This is a genomic window from Agrobacterium sp. GD03872, from assembly GCF_029840625.1.
Classification (GTDB): Bacteria; Pseudomonadota; Alphaproteobacteria; order Rhizobiales; family Rhizobiaceae; genus Agrobacterium; species Agrobacterium fabrum_A.
This window is the reverse complement of sequence record NZ_JAOCCY010000031.1, coordinates 1-17,359: the sequence shown is the minus strand read 5'-3', so window position 1 is coordinate 17,359 and position 17,359 is coordinate 1. Positions and strand designations below refer to the sequence as shown.

Genomic DNA, 17,359 nt, shown 5'->3' with positions numbered 1-17,359 from the left:
TTGGCGGATGATTGGAAAAGGACGCCAATTATCTGGGCACGCCAGAGGGAACTTGCATTCTTGACTAATGAGTTCCATCTTTCGGCCTTTTTATTCCTGTGTTTTAAACGGGATAATGCTTTTTCCCTGTCGGAAAGCTAAAAAATGGGAAACGCTAAAACTATAGTCACTCTTTGGAAAGGCGAGTAATGGCCCTTGATCTGCTGAATCACGAAGAAGAGCTGAAAGTTGCCAAAGAACTCAACTACCTGTTGGCTTCAAAATACGCTCAAGAAGTGGTCAATCGTGTTGCAAATGATGTCATATCAACACAGTTGAGTGGAGGTCACGTCGGTGGAGGACAAAACAAAAGTGGCAGAACCAGCTTCAGCGAGACACTTCGTTCGCTTAATCCCGAGCGCATAATAAGAAAAGCTATACGGAAGCGCTTTCCGAAACAAGGAACCGTGCCTAGGTCGGGGGAATCTGTCGATTGTCCTGAATACTTTCCGTTGTCTGTCGAGGGGCTTAACATTCAGTTTGGCACGGGAACCCTGGTCGATAGGCGAGGAGTCGGCAGAGTTGCGCGTGAGATACTTAGGGAATTAATAAGACGACAGGCTCTTGCGACACTTGACGTCGGGCCGGCCTGTGAAAAGCCTATCCATTTTTTCCCGTCCGTGCATTGGTGTCCCTCTGATCTTCCACCTAGATCGGTTGTCATGGTGCATGACGTCATTCCTCTGCTTTTTGAGGGCATATTCCAGAGATCAACCATTGATGAATGGAAGCAAAGATATATTCATTCAATAAGAAGTGCCGATCTTATTGTAACGGTTAGTGAGAGCAGTTCGGAAGATATTTCGCGCGTCATTGGAGTCCCGAAGGAAAAAATACACGTCGTTTATAATGGCGTCGATGTATTGGAATGGGAAGAAGATGAAAGCGTTGACTTACTCACGCCTGACGCACCATATTTCGTATGCATAGGTTCCAATGACTATCATAAGAATATTGACGTCGTTATTAAGGCCATGAGCCTCGGAGACGCTCGTGATTATCATTTGGTGGTTGTTGGAAAATCTCCCAGGGGATTTTCTGCGGAGTTGAATTCTGACAACAGAGGAAAAATACATCCGGTCGGTCGTCTGACAGATGGTCAACTCGCCAGGGTCTTGAGGCAATCCCAAGGGTTGCTTTTCCCCAGCTTGTATGAAGGCTTTGGCCTGCCTCCACTCGAGGCATTGATGCTTGAAGTTCCATGCATCTGCAGCGCGCGACCTGCTATGACGGAACTGTTGCCCGGCATGGTAATCTTCTGTGATGCGGATAAACCCCAAGATTGGGCACATGCGATGCAGCACTTGGCAAATACACCCCCAGACGCCGAGATTCGGAGTCAAATCGCGAGTAGACTTCGGGGGCAGTTTAATTGGGAGAGATCGACAGATTTGCTTCTATCGGTATTTAATCGGTTGAAAAGCTGAATCTAATCTTTTTTGGTTGCCCCGAGGACAGCTTTTAACGCGCGCCGGGGCGGCTCCCCTAATTGGTAGTTTCCCGATTGTACCAACCACTCCAATTCTTCATGATATCTGCCAGGGTGTCATTTTGAATCACGGATGGAAATACGTATAGAGTATGGAAATAGGCATAGGAAAAGGGCGTCATTAGATTTATTATGCATATTCCTATGATAGCTATTTGAAAAAAACGCGACATCAGGTCTTTTTCCCCCTATCAAGTGCCCAAAACGCGAGAACCCCACAAAACGTTGTCATCACGAGAAAGCGAGAGAGATCCCAGGCGACCAGCAGCACCAGAGCCGGGCTTAGCGTTGCCAAAGTCAACGTGACAAACCGCCACGGCCAATCAGGGCCGCTCGCGCGCCAACGCTGCCAGCTTAATACGAAGATCGCAAATGTCGGCAGCAGAAAGTACGCGGCGGCAGAAATCACGTTGACGGCGTCTTCTCGGAACATCTTTATCATTTGAGCAATTGCCGCGACGGTCGTTTGTCCGAACTGCTGCCTAAACAAAACCGCACGCATCTCGGCGTCTACTGGAACCTCAGCCAGTTCCAAAGCCACAGCGTTTTGCGAGTGAAATGATATTATAAGTAATACGGAAGCAAACGGTGCGAGTGCGGCGATAATTTCAGGCGGTTTCAGGCCATGGCGTGCTCGAGCCAAGCTTAAAACAAGAATTTGCATCCACAAAAATACGAACATCTCATGCAGAAATGGGCCAACTAGACCTATTGTTCCGAGCGCAAGAAATTTGCCATTTTTCCACATGATGGTTGCGAGGAACAAAAGTACGAACAGATGTATGTCTAGATAGCCACTATTATATGCCAATGTGGGCAGGAATTGCGATGTTGCAAAGCATAACCAAACAAGAAAGGCGGATCGTACATCGACAATCAGCGTCCGGCTCGCCATCCAAATAAGCCCGATTCCAAGAAGCGAACACAAAACCAGGTGTTGGGTCGACACAAACGTCTCGACAAAAGCCGGAGTATGGCCGCTGAGGAACGGAGAGGTGATCGTCCCAATGAGACCGCGCTTTATAAAGCCACTTCCATAGTCGACATACCAGTTGAAGACTCCCCAACCCTGCATCCCCAGCCAAAATCCGCGAGAGTAACTCAAAGATCCGACCGCTGTAAGCATCGCTAAAGCCATCAGTAGAACGGGAGATAAAAGTGCGATTTTGGAGCGTATATCACTTCTGTATCGATCAAGTGATTTAACCGCCTGAATAGAATCGCTATTCTGCATTGTCATAACTTCATCGTTTTAAAAAAACGCTCCGGGATATTGCGAATGATCATCATAATCAGCTGCCAGATGGGGCGCACGTAAACGACATTCTTTTTGCTTAGAACAGCTCGTTCAATCGCAACTGCGACTTCTTTCGGGTCGGCTGTCAGGGCCGCAGGCAAGTCCATTCCTTCCGTCATTTTAGTTGCGACGAATCCTGGTAACACCGTAACCACATGGACGCCACGTTTGGCCAGGCGGTTGCGCAAGCCGGATAGAAACGCGGTGAACGCAGCTTTGGCGGAACCATAAACGTAGTTTGTTGCACGACCCCGCTCTCCCGCAACGGAACTGATACCGACAAGCGTGCCAGAGGCTCTTTGTTCAAAGTGATTGGCGAGCAACGCAAGGATACTTGCGGGGCCTTCATAGTTGCTACGCATAACCTGGCTTGCGGCAGCAGGATCGCGTTCGCTTTTCTCCTGCTGCCCCATCAGTCCGATCGTCGATATTGCAACGTCAGGCATTTGTGAAAGGCCGCTCACGAATTTCTCGTGGGTCTCCAGTAAAAGTGCGTCAAATTCATGCAGTGTTACCTCAACACCGTAGCGCAGCTCGATATCGCGTTTGTCGATGTCCAGACTTTCGGCATTACGCGCTGCCATTTGGATAGCGTATCCCGCCGCAGCGAATTTATGGGCAACAGCTTTGCCGATATCCGACCGGGCACCTATAATAAGGACGGATGGTGTCGTCATATGGAAAGCCTTTCTGCCTGAGACGAAACAAATTGGCTTCTCCAACCATTCTCATCTCGATTCTGTATAAATTTTTCGACGCGTGGATCCGAGTTCCGCAGCGTGCGGGCCGACATGCGGCTGTCTTTCGCCAGGTAGAAGCGCCCACCATTTTCAACGGCAATTTCATCAAGTCGCTCCAGCAAACGGAGAGTTTTCCTTGATATCGGAAAGTCCAGAGCGAGAGTATATCCTTCCATGGGAAAGGAAAATTTGCTTTCTTGCGGGCCTAGCCTTTTAAGAACGGCCAAGAAAGAGCCGGCTCCTGCTAGCGAAATGGCCTCAAGCAGGGCGCTCATTCCTTTTTCGGAACTGTCAAGAGGAAGGACGCATTGAAATTGCGCGAACCCCTTCCGACCATATATTCGATTCCAGCCAAGTACTGCATCTAGCGGATAAAAATATGTGTTGCAATCAACAAGATGTTCTCCAACTTTCCTGGCACCCATTTTATAGTATAGGCTGTTGAGGAGACTTACGCTCATGCGGTTTAGGACGCCGGAAGGCAACGTGACCGGCAATCTGATTTCGCGTTTCTCTGGCTGTGCAAATGGTGCGTCGGCATGTTGCGCAGAGAGATCAGATATCGATGCGTGCTCGCCCAACATGATCAGAGCGCGCCCCAGGTTTTTTCCCTGCCCAAGGCAATCTATCCAGGCGACTGAGTAAGTGGATTCTTTGTATTTCGCGAATACTTCCATTGCCGCCTGAAGATTCGGAGCGGGAACGGTTGTTTGCCGTATCCAGGAAGTTTCAACCGGTCTGAGACGGATCGCCGCACGTAAAATGATGCCCGTCAGTCCCATTCCGCCCAGGGTGTGTTCATAAAGATCGATATTCGTTTCCCGGGAGCATCGAATAATCTCGCCGTTAATGCCTAGGACATCTATCCAGTCCACACACGTTCTAAAACTGCCTTCTTTGTGGTGATTCTTGCCATGGACATCTGCAGCGATCATGCCGCCGAGGGTAACGAACTTCGTTCCCGGCGTGACCATCGGGAACCAACCTCTGGGTAAAAATGTCTTGATGATGTCGCTCAGTAGGATTCCGGATTCGGCGACAAGTTGACCAGTCGTGGTCTCGAACGAGAGCATTCGATCAAAATATTTCATCGAAATAGTACTGAATGGATTAACCGCGCTATCGCCGTAGGCGCGGCCGTTGCCGCGAGCTATTACGCTGTGCTTGGAAATCATCAAAGCACAGAGTGCCTCAACATCCCGCGGAAAATAAAGTTGGGTGTCTACCGTTGGATATCGACCCCAGCCAGCGACTTTCATAACGCAACCTCTTTGCGCTTGTCGTTGAAGACGAAGCGCTTGTCGAGATTGTACTTGACAATATACCCGATAGCTAACCCGATAATGGCGCCGATTTCACGCATACGATCAGTTTGCCATATTAACCAAAACGCCGTTTCGGCTCCCCAGAATATCAGTGTAGTGAGAACGCCCATGATCGTATAGAGCGTGAATTTACGGGTATTGTTTTTCAATCCCATATCTTGATCGTAAAAAATCCATTGCTTGTCGAGCGCATATTTTATGATGAGGCCTACGATTGTCCCCATCCCAATGGCGGCGATAAAATTGGCGCCGGTAATTCCAACCTGAAGAACGGCCCGTTGGGTTGCGAGGTTTGCAATGGTCGCTATGACCGCAAATATCGCGTAGCGAAAAGTCAGAGTACCAAGTGTCATAATAATGCACTTCCCAGTGTGAAGGCCAGGATTATGAGCGCGCATATCTGACTGGTGCCATCTTTAGCCGCGTAGACGACCGGATCGTCATGCATCAGGCCACGATGCGCGATCATAACGGCGCGGGTAATCCAATACAAAAGTATGGCGCAGACGCCCCACAGCGCCTCCGGGCACGCATATAGCTCCATCACTGCTGGAGAGTTGACATAGAGTGTCATGACGAGCACGGACACGTAACCAGCGGCAATCGCAATCATCGAGATTATCGGCAAATCGTCGACATGATAGCCCCTGCCGCTTGGCTTCAGATTACCCCGTTCTGCACTATCTATCAATTCGGCCTGTCTTTTTATGGCTGCCAGCGACAGGAAAAAGAAGACGGAGAAAGCCAATAGCCAGATGGACAGCCCAATCGATGTTGCCACCGATCCGGCAAAAATCCGTATCGTGTAAAGGGCGGCGAGCATACAGATATCAATGACAATCAGCCGCTTGAGATAGAGCGAATAAGCGGTCGTCAGCAGATAGTAGCCAATCATGACGACCAGAAATTCCCAGCCGATAAAAATCGTCAGAAAGGAGCCGAAACCTGCGAGCGCTCCCGCCATCAAGGTTCCGTGTGCTATTGGCACGGCGCCCGCAGCAAATGGTCGGTGTCGTTTTCGTGGATGTGCCCTATCTGCAGAGAGATCTAGCAGATCGTTCAGGATATATACGCCTGAAGCGATCAGACTGAAGCACACAAAAGCCGTTACGGATGATGCAATGGCAGGCCCGTCAAATTTATGAGCGGCAAGCATCGGCACGAATACAAGGAGATTCTTTAACCATTGGTGAGGCCTGAGTGCCTTGATATACGGTTTAATGGTCTCTTTTTCACTTTGAAGGTGTTCCACCGTGTCGCAGAGAGCCTCGACTTTCGTGCGTATTTTTTGGGGTACATCCACTGTAATCGCTTTTTCTGCGCGCTCCCATACGGGCAGATCGGCGGCAGTGTCCCCCATATAGAAAAAGCCGCTCTCTCCGAAACGCTCCTCCAAAAATGCGGCTTTCGTTGCGCCTTTCAGATTCTGTGCGCCATCAGAGCCGTGAACCTCATCGAAGATACCCAAATGATCCGCTATCGCCTGTGCCACCTGCTGATCAGAAGCCGTGACGAGGACCGCACGACCGCCGACCTTTCGCCATTCCTCGATGTAGGCCAGTACCTTATTATTGTAAGGCAGCACACGAGCATCGACGGTTGCAGCTTCCGCGAGGTGACGTTTCAGATGGGCGCGTCCATGTGGTAGCGCAGAAATTGCACTAAAAAGGCAGCGCCAATCTGAACCGAAGGCCGACCAGAAGTTTTCATACAGCATGTCGGTGCGGAGAAGGGTTCCGTCCAGGTCAACGACGAGGATTTTTCGGGTATCGAAATTCAACGGTCCATCGCTCTTTCGTCATGCGTTTATTGTGGCGGACTGCGCATAGTCACCGGCGCTACCTTGCGTCGACTCCGTCGCGCATGCCGTGAATCCTTGCTATGCTTTTTTTAGGGCCTCCTAACGTAAAGGGCGTGACTGTGCAATCGATTGATGTCGGTTGACGCAGAAACATTCTGAAAAGATCGGAAATAATTCGAAACCTATTGAAAACTTCCAACATAATCTGATAGCTGCTGCGGGCGCATAATTGCGGATTTTTCTTGTTGGGAAGAGACACATGAAAACGGCACTCGTCTGCGGAGCAGGTGGATTTATCGGCGCACATCTGGTCAAGCGCCTGAAACGCGAAGGCTTTTGGGTGAGGGGGGTCGACCTCAAATACCCGGAATATGCCGCAACGGAGGCTGACGATTTCGTCATCGCAGACCTGCGGGAGCAATCCAATTGTCGTGCGGTGATCGATCGTCGATTTGACGAAGTATACCAGCTTGCTGCCGATATGGGCGGCGCAGGATATATTTTTACAGGCGAAAACGATGCCGATATCATGCATAATTCGGCTACCATCAATCTCAACGTCTTGGATGCCTGTTTCCGCCGGAACATAAAGCGGGTCTTTTACAGCTCCTCGGCCTGCATGTATCCCGAACATAATCAGACGGACCCGAATGCTCCGGTAACGCGGGAAGACAGCGCTTATCCGGCGAATCCGGACAGCGAATATGGCTGGGAAAAACTGTTTTCCGAGCGTCTTTATCTCGCTTATAACCGCAACCATGGCATGGAATGCCGTGTCGCGCGTTATCACAATATCTTCGGTCCGGAAGGATCTTGGGTCGGAGGACGGGAGAAGGCACCCGCCGCGCTCTGCCGCAAGGTCGCAGAGGCCGAATCCGGCGGTGCAATCGAAATTTGGGGCGACGGCCTGCAGACACGATCGTTCCTATTCGTCGATGAGTGCCTTGAGGCAACTCTGCGGCTGACTCGATGCGAAACCTTCGCTGGGCCGGTGAATATTGGCTCGGAAGAAATGGTTTCGATCAATGAACTCGCTCGAATTACGATGCGGGTTGCCGACAAGAATCTCGAAATTCGCAATATTCCTGGCCCGCAAGGTGTACGTGGGCGCAATTCCCACAATGACCTCATTCGGGAGAAGCTGGGATGGGAGCCAAGCCTTACGCTTGAGCAGGGCTTGGCCCGCACTTATCCCTGGATTGCGCGCCAGGCCGAGCTTGCGCGTGGAAAAAACAAGTGACGGCCAACGGCCCGATCCGTAGCGAGATATGAAGATGAAGCCGAAACTCTCCGTTATAGGCCTGGGCAAACTTGGTGCGCCCATGCTCGCCGTTTTTGCCAAAAAGGGCTTTGACGTCATTGGTATGGATTTGAATTCCGCATTTGTGGATTCAATCAATCGTGGTGTAGCGCCAGTTCCCGAGCCGCAACTCCAGGAGTTGATCACCGAGCATGGTGAGCGCATTCGGGCAACGACCGACATGCGGGAGGCAGTGCTTTCGTCGGATGTCACTTTCATCATCGTACCGACGCCAAGTGGGCCGGACCGATTTTTCCGCAATGATTATGTGATCTCCGCTCTGGAGAGCATCGGTGCCGCATTGCATGACAAGATCGGCTATCACAACGTGGTCGTCACTTCCACCGTTATGCCCGGCTCTACGGGCGGCGTGCTGAGGCAAACGCTTGAGCGCGCATCGGGGCGCACAGTGGGTTCGGATCTCGGTTTGTGTTATAATCCGGAGTTCATCGCGCTCGGTACTGTCGTTCGCGACATGCTTTATCCAGACATGATTCTCATTGGCGAAAGCGACCCCAAGGCCGGGGATATGCTCGAGAGCGTCTACCGTGGCTCGACGGAGAGCGGTCCCGAATTCCAGCGCATGAACTGGGTCAATGCGGAGCTTTGCAAGATCGCCGTCAACACCTACGTAACCACCAAGATCAGCTATGCGAACATGATCGCAGACATGTGCGACCATCTCGATGGCGCAGATGCAGACGTGGTGACGGATGCTCTCGGTGCGGATAGCCGTATCGGAAAGAAATACATCAAGGGAGCCATCGGTTATGGTGGTCCCTGTTTCCCGCGTGATAACAAGGCATTTGCGGCACTTGGGCGCAGCCTGGGCGCACGTACGGACCTCGCAGAGGCGACGGATGTGATCAATGATCATCAGACCGAACGCCTTGTGCGGGCCATATCGGCATCGGCTGATCCAGGGGCGCAGGTTGCCATTCTCGGCCTCTCCTATAAGCCGGAAACGCCGGTGATCGAGGAAAGCCAGGGACTGGCGCTCGCCCACAAGCTGGTTAGCATAGGTTATCGTGTGCGGATTACGGATCCTCAGGCGCTTGTCAGCCTTCCAGACCAAATTGCTGACGGTATCGTGATCAAGATGGATGCGGAAAGCGCCATGGCGGGAGCAGATGTGGTCGCCATAGTGACGCCGTGGAAAGCCTATCGCAATCTCGATATCGCCGCAGCAGGGCCCAAGGCTGTCATTGACCCGTGGCGCGTCGTTGACGCCGCAAAGCTCTCAGCCGCAATAACGCTGATCAGACCCGGTATGGGGGATTGGCTCTCAGATGCCGCAGCGGCGAAACACAACCGGGTAATGCCATGATATCGATCGTCCTCTACGGAAGGAACGACAGCTACGGCTATAATCTCCACAAGCGGGCTGCTCTCAGCCTGAATTGCATGGCGGAAGTGCTGACTGACGAAAATGATGAAATTCTTTTCGTCGACTACAACACGCCGGATGATTTCCCTACCTTCCCGGAGGCGATCTGTGACACGCTGACGGATCGTGCGAAGCGCCTTTTGCGGATTATCCGTATAAGGCCCAGCCTTCACAATCGGCTTTTCGCATCACGCACGCATCTGAAGGCCCTTGAACCCATTTCACGCAACGCTGCGGTCAGACGGTCCAACCCTGCAAACCGCTGGATATTGTCGACGAACACGGACATGATCTTCGTTCCGCGTGGGTCGCAATCCCTCTCGGAGCAGCTGGCGGGACTGAAAGACGGGTTTTATTGCGCCCCGCGTTTCGAGATACCTGAAACATTATGGGAGAGCTTCGATCGGCTTGATCCCGCTGGGGTTATCGCTGAAACGCGTGCGGTGGGAGAGAATCTCCATCTCAACGAAATTGTCTACGGCGCTGACTCCATTCTTTATGATGCACCTGGCGACTTTCAGCTCATGAGGCGTGAAGATCTCTTTGGTATCCACGGATTTGATGAGCAGATGCTCTTAGGGTGGCACGTCGACTCAAATATTTCGAAGCGGCTTGTAATGCTTCATGGAAAAGTCAGCGATGCCGTGCCTGCGGTTTTTGGTTATCATTGTGATCACACTCGTCAGACAACTCCAATGCACGCGCACAAGAGTGTGGAGAATGATCCCGAGAGATTTATTAATAGGGTAGCGCAGCCTGACATTCCTGAGCAGTCAGAGGTTTGGGGGCTGAACGGAATAGATTTGGAAGAAATCCGCCTGACGGATACGATAAATACTGCGTATCGTAGTGCTCTTGCCGAAGCGATAGGAACGCCGCTCAAGCAGCCGTTAGAAGCGAGATATCGTTCAGAATCCTATGATCGCGAAATCGGTACGCCGGAACACGTTTTGCCATTTCTCGTCGATCTCTTTGCGAATGCTCCGCGAGAAACGCGAGTTGTCTGGATCGGCCTACAGGACCAAGTGCTTACTCTATTCAGCCGTTGTTGGGACAAACTTGGTTTCTCCAATCGAGTGACGGTGTGGCAAGCGGGTTCGGAATCTTCGGCCACGCTTACTCAAGCTGATGCCTTTGTCATCAATTTTGGTTTGCCGGATAAGGCTAAAGGAGAAGATCTTACTAGCGTTCTCAATGGATTTTTTGCTGCAATAGGCGCCGAGCATAGGCACTTGGCAGAAAAAAAGGAACCAAGGCGCTTCATTGGCGTCAACGCGGTTCATAATCGCTTTGAATCGCTGATGCAGCGTTTCATCGGTTGCGGGCGCACGCCATTTTCTGCACGATTACGCCATGGCTATCTTCTTCAGTCCATATTTAAGGAAGTGGACGATTGGACTTCAGAAATGCGTCCTGGTAAGGCGGGTGCCCGGGAAAAGGATGTTATCCGTTCCAACGATGAAATCGGTCACATTTTTTTTGGGCCTTATGCCCATCTGGCCCCGGGAAACTATCGCATAGATTTGACGTTGTCTCGACGCTGGGATCACTCGTGGAAGTGCAGACTCAACCTCGATCTGGTTCAAGGTGAAAGAGTTGTTTACGAAACGAAAGTGAATATCCTCGGAGGGAAAGTGACGGTTAGGCTACCGTTGCATGTTGCTCCACGCGATATATTGCTCCCTGTACAGATTCGTCTGCATTCGTCTGGAAAGGCGCGAATAGCTCTTGAGGGCGTGCTGATCGAGCGTACTTCTAAACTTGCGGAGGATTGGTCTGTATGACGCTATCTGCTTTCCGTCACAGTTCTTCTTTCTTGCTTGAATGTAAGAAGCGGGGCCTTCTCGAAAACCTGAACCTCTCTTTGCTCGATGTTGGTTGCAGTGGCGGGATCGACAGCTTTTGGGATCAGTTTGGCGCGAGTTTCCGTGCTGTTGGTTTTGACCCATTGGTTTCAGAAGTAGATAGATTGAATGCCGAGGTCGGGAGCGGGCGGGACATCCGCTACGTTGCTGCGTGGGTTGGGAATGGAGCCCGGCCGCTTCCTTTCTCGGTTCGAATAGATACAGAGCCAAAAAGAGGGGCTTCAAACGCATTTGTGCTGAGCAGTGCGCATCGAGCATCAGAGAAGACCGGTCTTTCCTTTACTGCGGATGTTTTCAATCGCGGAGCGGAGCTACGGTTTGCTGACCAACGCCTTTCTCTTGACGAGTGGCTGGCCGCGAATGAGTTTGGGCGTGTTGACGTGGTTAAATGCGACGTCGATGGCTTTGACTTCGAAGTTTTTGTCGGCGCTCAAGACCTTCTTTCGGGGCCAAAGCGTCCGCTTGCTTTAATTACCGAAGCCCAACTACACGAGATGCGCGATCGACACGGCACTGTTTGGGGCGACCTTGACAGGCTCTTGCGTGATCACGGTTATCGCTTGTTTGATGTGGATGTTCATCGTTATACGCGGGGCGCATTGCCGGGACGATTTGCAATCCCACTTTTTGCCCAAACAGTTGATGGGCCAGTGATGTTTTGTGATGCGCTTTACATGCTCGACCCTGTCATGGATCCAGAAGTGATGGACGAATTGGTTGAGCAAAGCGATACAACCGTTTTCCTTCGGCTTATTTTTTTGTATGAGACGTTTGGGCTGTCGGATTGCGCAGCTGCTCTGATAGTTGCGTTGCGAGAAAGAGGTATTTCTGTACCTGGTCTGGATGATAGCTGGGCGCTTGACGCGCTTGTTCCGCCGAACCCCTACAGTGAAAACAATTATGACGATTATTTAAGCGCTTTCGACGCTAATCCTCGCCGGCTCTTTCCCGAGAAATCGTTGTCAGTGGTAGAGCAATTTGAGCCTGGAATGACAGTTGACTGGATATCGATCATGTTGCCAGGAGAAGGCTCGCGTCGAGAGGGGCTAGATATCGTTTCTGAACGAGGGGTGGGCGGACATCTTTGTTTTGGCCCTTACCATTACCTTCCGACAGGCCGATACGTTGCTCGATTGCAAATTGAGACGGATGTTTCATTTGGGCAGAAATTATCACTTGAAGTGGTTGCCGACGAAAAAGTGGTGTCAAGTTCCTCCAGATCATTGTGGATTCCAGGTTCGCATTGGCTGGAGATTCCGTTTGATATCGAAGCCTCCAACGCGGATTCTTCAATCCAATTACGCCTGACTGTTGATCGTAGAGCAAAACAACGTTTGCTGCGGGTCATAATCATGCGCGAAAGCTGAGCTATGAGTTCAAATGGTGTCATTAGCAATGCAGCGCTCTGGAAGGTGGTTAAAACCCACACCCTTTATGATGCTCCACCATATTTAAAGCTCTCAGTGGAAACAGTCGAGTTACCGGATGGCCGCGTTGTCGACGACTATCACCAAGTTCATTTGCCTGATTATTCGATAGCCGTGCCTATTCTGGCGGACGGCAGTATTTTGACGTTGTGGCAATATAAGCACGGCGCACGCTGTTATTCCATGACCTTTCCGGCTGGCCATGTAGAGCCCGGTGAAGACGCCGTCGAGGCTATGCTCCGGGAGTTGCGAGAAGAGACTGGTTATGTTGCGGAGCAGGCAATTGGCTTTGGCAGTTATACCGTCAGCGGAAATCAGGGCTGCGGGCGTGCGCATCTTTTTGCCCTGACGGGTTGTCGTCCTGTTGGCGCTGCTGATCATGACGATCTTGAAACTTTTGATCTCAAAGTTATGACAGTGGAGGAAATAAATGCGGCGATCGATCAGGGACATTGTACAATCCTTCCTCAGCTCGCCGTCTGGCTCGCGACCAGAGCACACTTCGGATTTTGAACAGCAACGCTCCGCCGAATCTCAACCGGGTCTGGATGTTGAAGCTTCGGCCCCTGCTGTTCAGCTTGATCTGGCTCCTATCTGGACGATGGTTCCTGAGGCTGAACCAATTCGGCTCGGTTCTTATTACGCCCATATGCGGGGTTATTATCCTTATTGTGAGATGCAGACCAAACGGTGGTGCGTCCGCAATATCGGTCGCGACTGGCGTATTTTTGATGTCGGGGGCAATATCGGGTATTACTCCGCTCTTTTTGGCCGCTGTGCGCCGGAAGGTTTCGTCATCGCGTTCGAGCCGACAGAAACACATCGGATGCTAAGGCATAATCTTGAACTCAACGGCATTTCAAATGTCGAGGTCCGGCAGATCGCCTTGGGAGAGACGGAAGGTAACCGTCGAGATGCGATATTCCGCGTATGGGGCAGCCCCGCGGAAGTGGAGGAGTTTCCTTTCTCGACAGTGGACGCGGAAATGCAGCGTCTGGAGTGGGACAGGCTTGATCTTCTTAAGGTTGACGTCGACAGTTTCGATCTCGAAGTGCTGAAAGGTTCTCTTCAGACACTCGACAAATTTAACCCCTGGGTTCTTGTGAAACTTAATCACGCGTTAGCGGAAAGAAAGCAGAGCGTCTCGCAAGCACTCGAGTGGTTGGCATCGGTCGGTTATCACGAGGCTCTCGTGATGGATGGCGAGAATTTCCTCTTGCGTCGTCCTGAAGGCACACCGGTTGCCGTTGATGGTCTAAGGCTTATACATGAACGGGAACCTGTCTATGTTTCGCCGGTTCTTGTCGCGACGGCTGCATCTGCGGCTGACGTTGCTGCTACAGTCGAGCCGGCTGGTGCGGGTGTTGTGGATGAGGAAACTGGTGATCTGATTATTGATGCACCTGCCTGGGGTTATGGCCTGATCTGGAAAGTGCAACCAGTTTGTGAAGGGCCGGCAATCGTGCGCCTGTCGGTCGGCGTGTCCGGCGCAGATATTGGGGTCCTTTGCGTAAGAGAGGGCTTTTCAGAACTCATCGGATCGGAAGCTTTCGTGCTCCCGGGTGGGGAGACGACCGTTGCTATAGCTCTTGATAACGTTGAGGATCTGCGCGGTATTGTTATCAGAAAGGGTCCTACGTCGCCTGGCGTGGCAAGAGTACGTTTCAGTCAGCCAGTTGTGCTGCAAGCTGAAGCTCGACGCAACACGACACCGTCGCCTTCGATGAATCCTTTACAAAAAGAGATCGCCTTGAGCGAGGCCGCCAAGGGTCTCCCCTCATCGAGTTTCGACGTGCCTGAGGACAAGCTCGAAATCGTTGACGCCCATACGTTGGGAGAACGCCTCGGTTTGGATTGCTCGTTCCGCGCTCCGATAAACCTCGTTAACATGCCGCTTACTCAGTTTCGCATGGAAGTGCATGATGCGAAGGTATTGCAGCAACTTTACCGAGCTTTTCGACCTAAGCGTCATCTCGAATTTGGAACCTGGGAGGGGTTTGGTGCGCGACTTTGCTTACAGCATTCCGAAGCGCACGTGTGGACACTCAATCTTCCTGAAGGGGAAAAGGATGCTGAGGGGCGTTCTTTGTATTCAGACGCATCGGGCATTACGGATGGTGGAAATCGAATAGGACGCCTTTATCGCGAAGCAGGACTGACTTCGCGGGTCACCCAGCTGTTGATGGACAGCAGGGAATTCGACACCTCGGCTTTCGGCAGCGATTTCTTCGATACGGTCCTGATCGACGGCGGTCACACGGCCGACGTCGTAGCTAACGACACCGAAAAGGCCTTGGAGGTGGTTCGGCGCGGCGGGCTTATCATGTGGCATGACTTTTGTCCGGATCCTTCGATCCTGGCGGAGCAAAATGCTGCGCAGGGCGTCGTCGAAGCGGTTTTGCTGAATTGGAAACAATGGCGTCCGCGTTTTTCCTCCTTATTTTGGGTGCGCCCCTCCTGGCTTCTCATCGGAGTGGTTGCTGATGGCGGCATAAATGCAAGTGAACACAATGATGCGTAATAAACAGGTGAGACCCACGACTTTCGCTTCGGCTTACGCGCAGGGCTTTCTTCGTTGTGCCGTTGCTTCGCATCTGGTCTCGCCCGCCTCGCCTTTGGCGAATGCTGCAGCCGCAATACCGCTATTGGAGGCAGCAGACGAACAGTCGGTGGGTCTTCTTGTCCTTCCCGAGCTCGGCTTGACGGGTTATTCTATTGATGATCTGCTGCATCAGCAAACGTTGCTTGATGAGGCGGAAGCAGCTCTCGAATTGCTGCGAAAGCGTACCGAGACGCTTATGCCTCTGATTCTGGTGGGGATGCCGGTGCGCTGGCAGGGGCACCTTCTTAATTGCGCGGTTGTGCTGCATCGCGGTCGTCTTTTGGGTATCGTCCCGAAAACCTATCTGCCGAATTATCGCGAATTTTATGAGGCAAGGCACTTCGCGTCAGGAGCAATCGTTGAAAGAGGTGCGACGATTGAGCTTTTGGGGGCAACGGTTCCGATCGGCACAGACCTCCTGTTTGCCGCGCAGGATATAGAGAATTTTGTGCTGGCGATTGAGATTTGCGAGGACGTCTGGGTGCCGACGCCACCTTCGTCCCTGGCTGCACTTGCGGGTGCCACTATTATTGCAAACCTTTCTGCTTCCAATGCAATTATCGGCAAGTCCGCCGAACGTCACGCGCTATGTCGCGTACAATCCGCCCGCTGCAATGCCGCATATCTCTATTCCGCGGCGGGATTTGGTGAATCAACCACCGATCTAGCTTGGGACGGCCATGCAATGGTCTATGAAGCTGGAACTCTTTTGGCAGAATCCGAGCGTTTTTCTACCAGCGCCGGCATGATCGTCACGGATATCGACCTTGAACTTCTGGCAGCGGAAAGGTTGCGGAATGGTAGCCTTGTCGCGAATCGGCGCGATCTTGCACCAAAAGATTATCGGCATATCGGTTTTCATCTTCAGCCCTCCGCAAACGATATTGGCTTGCAGCGAAAAATTGCCCGCTTTCCTTTCGTTCCAGATGACAAAAGCCAGCTTGATGCTCTCTGCGAGGAAGCTTTTCAGATACAGTCTCAAGGCCTTGCCCGTCGTTTGAAGGCCAGTGGCATCGAACGCGTTGTCATAGGCGTTTCCGGAGGATTGGATAGTTCTCACGCCCTTCTGGTTGCGCTCCACGCCATGGATTTGTTGAAGCTACCTCGTTCCAACGTTCTTGCTTGGACCCTCCCTGCGTTCGCGACAACCAATACCACGAAATCAAATGCGTGGCGCTTGATGCGGGCTTTGGGGGTGACGGCCGACGAAATCGATGTAGGTCCGGCTTCGATGCAGATGTTGAGCGATATTGGCCATCCTGCCGCTAAAGGTGAAAAGATTTACGATATCACCTTTGAAAATGTTCAGGCGGGAGCCCGGACCTCGCTTCTTTTCCGGCTGGCAAACCGGCACAACGCAATTGTCCTTGGCACGGGTGATCTCTCCGAGCTTGCTCTTGGATGGGCGACATATGGCGTGGGTGATCATATGAGTCACTACAACGTCAATTGCTCGGTTCCAAAGACTCTTATTCAACATCTTATTCGATGGGTGGCGGCGCGTGGTCTTTACGGCGAGGAAGCATCCGAAGTTCTTCGGAATATATTGTCGACCGAAATCAGCCCCGAATTGGTGCCAGGTGATGCAGATGCACCAAGTCAGAAGACTGAAGATTTTGTGGGACCCTATGCGCTCCAGGACTTCAATCTCTTTTACACAGTACGATATGGGATGAGGCCATCCAAGATTGCCTTTCTTGCGTGGCACGCTTGGAGGGATGTTAAAACGGGTAACTGGCCATCCGACTTCGCGGATACTGACCGACGGGATTATGATCTGGAAACCATCAGGTCGTGGCTGAGAGTTTTCATAAGGCGCTTTTTTCAAACGAGCCAGTTCAAGCGTAGCGCAGTTCCGAATGGCCCGAAAACCAGCTCCGGTGGCTCGTTGTCTCCGCGGGGGGACTGGCGCATGCCTTCGGACGCATCGGCAGATGCCTGGTTACGTGAACTTGATACGGCGCTTGCGCCGTCCCCAAAGGGTTAGAAAGGCGTCCAAGAAGATCGTTCTGGCAGCGCGCGCTGATTTATCGGGAAGGGGAAATCCGGATCGCTGCTTTTATCCGCAGCATATCCGCTAGTCACTT

13 protein-coding genes are annotated in these 17,359 nt (G+C 51.9%); 8 read left to right on the top strand and 5 right to left on the bottom strand.

What is annotated here, in order from left to right; translation table 11 throughout:
• Nucleotides 1–188 precede the first annotated feature (188 nt).
• Entirely contained in the window at nucleotides 189–1,466 is a 1,278-nt protein-coding gene (locus N5D22_RS26905) for a glycosyltransferase family 1 protein (protein ID WP_279658992.1), read from the top strand.
• A 234-nt stretch (nucleotides 1,467–1,700) separates the two neighbouring features.
• On the opposite strand, the gene N5D22_RS26900 is transcribed toward N5D22_RS26905, so the two are convergent.
• Genes N5D22_RS26900 through N5D22_RS26880 form a run of 5 tightly spaced genes read right to left on the bottom strand, consistent with a single transcriptional unit; the run spans nucleotide 1,701 to nucleotide 6,670 of the window.
• Entirely contained in the window at nucleotides 1,701–2,762 is a 1,062-nt protein-coding gene (locus N5D22_RS26900; RefSeq protein WP_279658991.1) for a hypothetical protein, read from the bottom strand.
• A 2-nt stretch (nucleotides 2,763–2,764) separates the two neighbouring features.
• Nucleotides 2,765–3,502 carry an SDR family oxidoreductase gene (locus N5D22_RS26895; protein ID WP_279658990.1) on the bottom strand — a complete coding sequence of 246 codons (738 nt, stop codon included), beginning with the start codon at nucleotides 3,500–3,502 and terminating at the stop codon, nucleotides 2,765–2,767.
• Nucleotides 3,499–4,824, bottom strand: a complete 1,326-nt coding sequence (locus N5D22_RS26890; RefSeq protein ID WP_279658989.1) for an FAD-binding oxidoreductase — start codon at nucleotides 4,822–4,824, stop codon at nucleotides 3,499–3,501. Before N5D22_RS26890 ends, N5D22_RS26895 begins: the two co-directional genes overlap by 4 nt.
• Nucleotides 4,821–5,243 (bottom strand): GtrA family protein, encoded by a 423-nt coding sequence (locus tag N5D22_RS26885; RefSeq protein WP_279658988.1) that lies wholly within the window; start codon nucleotides 5,241–5,243, stop codon nucleotides 4,821–4,823. The genes N5D22_RS26890 and N5D22_RS26885 overlap by 4 nt, the downstream gene beginning before the upstream one ends.
• The gene (locus N5D22_RS26880; protein ID WP_279658987.1) at nucleotides 5,240–6,670 is read right to left on the bottom strand and encodes a UbiA family prenyltransferase; all 1,431 of its coding nucleotides are present in this window, start codon (nucleotides 6,668–6,670) and stop codon (nucleotides 5,240–5,242) included. The genes N5D22_RS26885 and N5D22_RS26880 overlap by 4 nt, the downstream gene beginning before the upstream one ends.
• A gap of 280 nt (nucleotides 6,671–6,950) precedes the next feature.
• Between N5D22_RS26880 and N5D22_RS26875 the strand changes: the two genes are divergently transcribed.
• The 7 genes from N5D22_RS26875 to N5D22_RS26845 are packed head-to-tail and all read left to right on the top strand — an operon-like array spanning nucleotide 6,951 to nucleotide 17,259.
• On the top strand, nucleotides 6,951–7,931 hold the full coding sequence (locus N5D22_RS26875; RefSeq protein ID WP_003499359.1) for an NAD-dependent epimerase/dehydratase family protein: 981 nt from the start codon (nucleotides 6,951–6,953) through the stop codon (nucleotides 7,929–7,931).
• A gap of 34 nt (nucleotides 7,932–7,965) precedes the next feature.
• Nucleotides 7,966–9,318, top strand: a complete 1,353-nt coding sequence (locus tag N5D22_RS26870; protein ID WP_279658986.1) for a nucleotide sugar dehydrogenase — start codon at nucleotides 7,966–7,968, stop codon at nucleotides 9,316–9,318.
• Nucleotides 9,315–11,162, top strand: coding sequence for a hypothetical protein (locus N5D22_RS26865; RefSeq protein WP_279658985.1), 1,848 nt, complete (start codon nucleotides 9,315–9,317; stop codon nucleotides 11,160–11,162). Before N5D22_RS26870 ends, N5D22_RS26865 begins: the two co-directional genes overlap by 4 nt.
• Complete coding sequence (locus N5D22_RS26860; RefSeq protein WP_279658984.1) at nucleotides 11,159–12,610, top strand: FkbM family methyltransferase; 1,452 nt, start codon at nucleotides 11,159–11,161, stop codon at nucleotides 12,608–12,610. Before N5D22_RS26865 ends, N5D22_RS26860 begins: the two co-directional genes overlap by 4 nt.
• A gap of 3 nt (nucleotides 12,611–12,613) precedes the next feature.
• On the top strand, nucleotides 12,614–13,183 hold the full coding sequence (locus tag N5D22_RS26855) for an NUDIX hydrolase (protein WP_279658983.1): 570 nt from the start codon (nucleotides 12,614–12,616) through the stop codon (nucleotides 13,181–13,183).
• Nucleotides 13,101–15,191, top strand: coding sequence for an FkbM family methyltransferase (locus N5D22_RS26850; RefSeq protein WP_279658982.1), 2,091 nt, complete (start codon nucleotides 13,101–13,103; stop codon nucleotides 15,189–15,191). Before N5D22_RS26855 ends, N5D22_RS26850 begins: the two co-directional genes overlap by 83 nt.
• Nucleotides 15,166–17,259 (top strand): NAD(+) synthase, encoded by a 2,094-nt coding sequence (locus tag N5D22_RS26845; protein WP_279658981.1) that lies wholly within the window; start codon nucleotides 15,166–15,168, stop codon nucleotides 17,257–17,259. The genes N5D22_RS26850 and N5D22_RS26845 overlap by 26 nt, the downstream gene beginning before the upstream one ends.
• The last annotated feature ends 100 nt before the right edge of the window (nucleotides 17,260–17,359 follow it).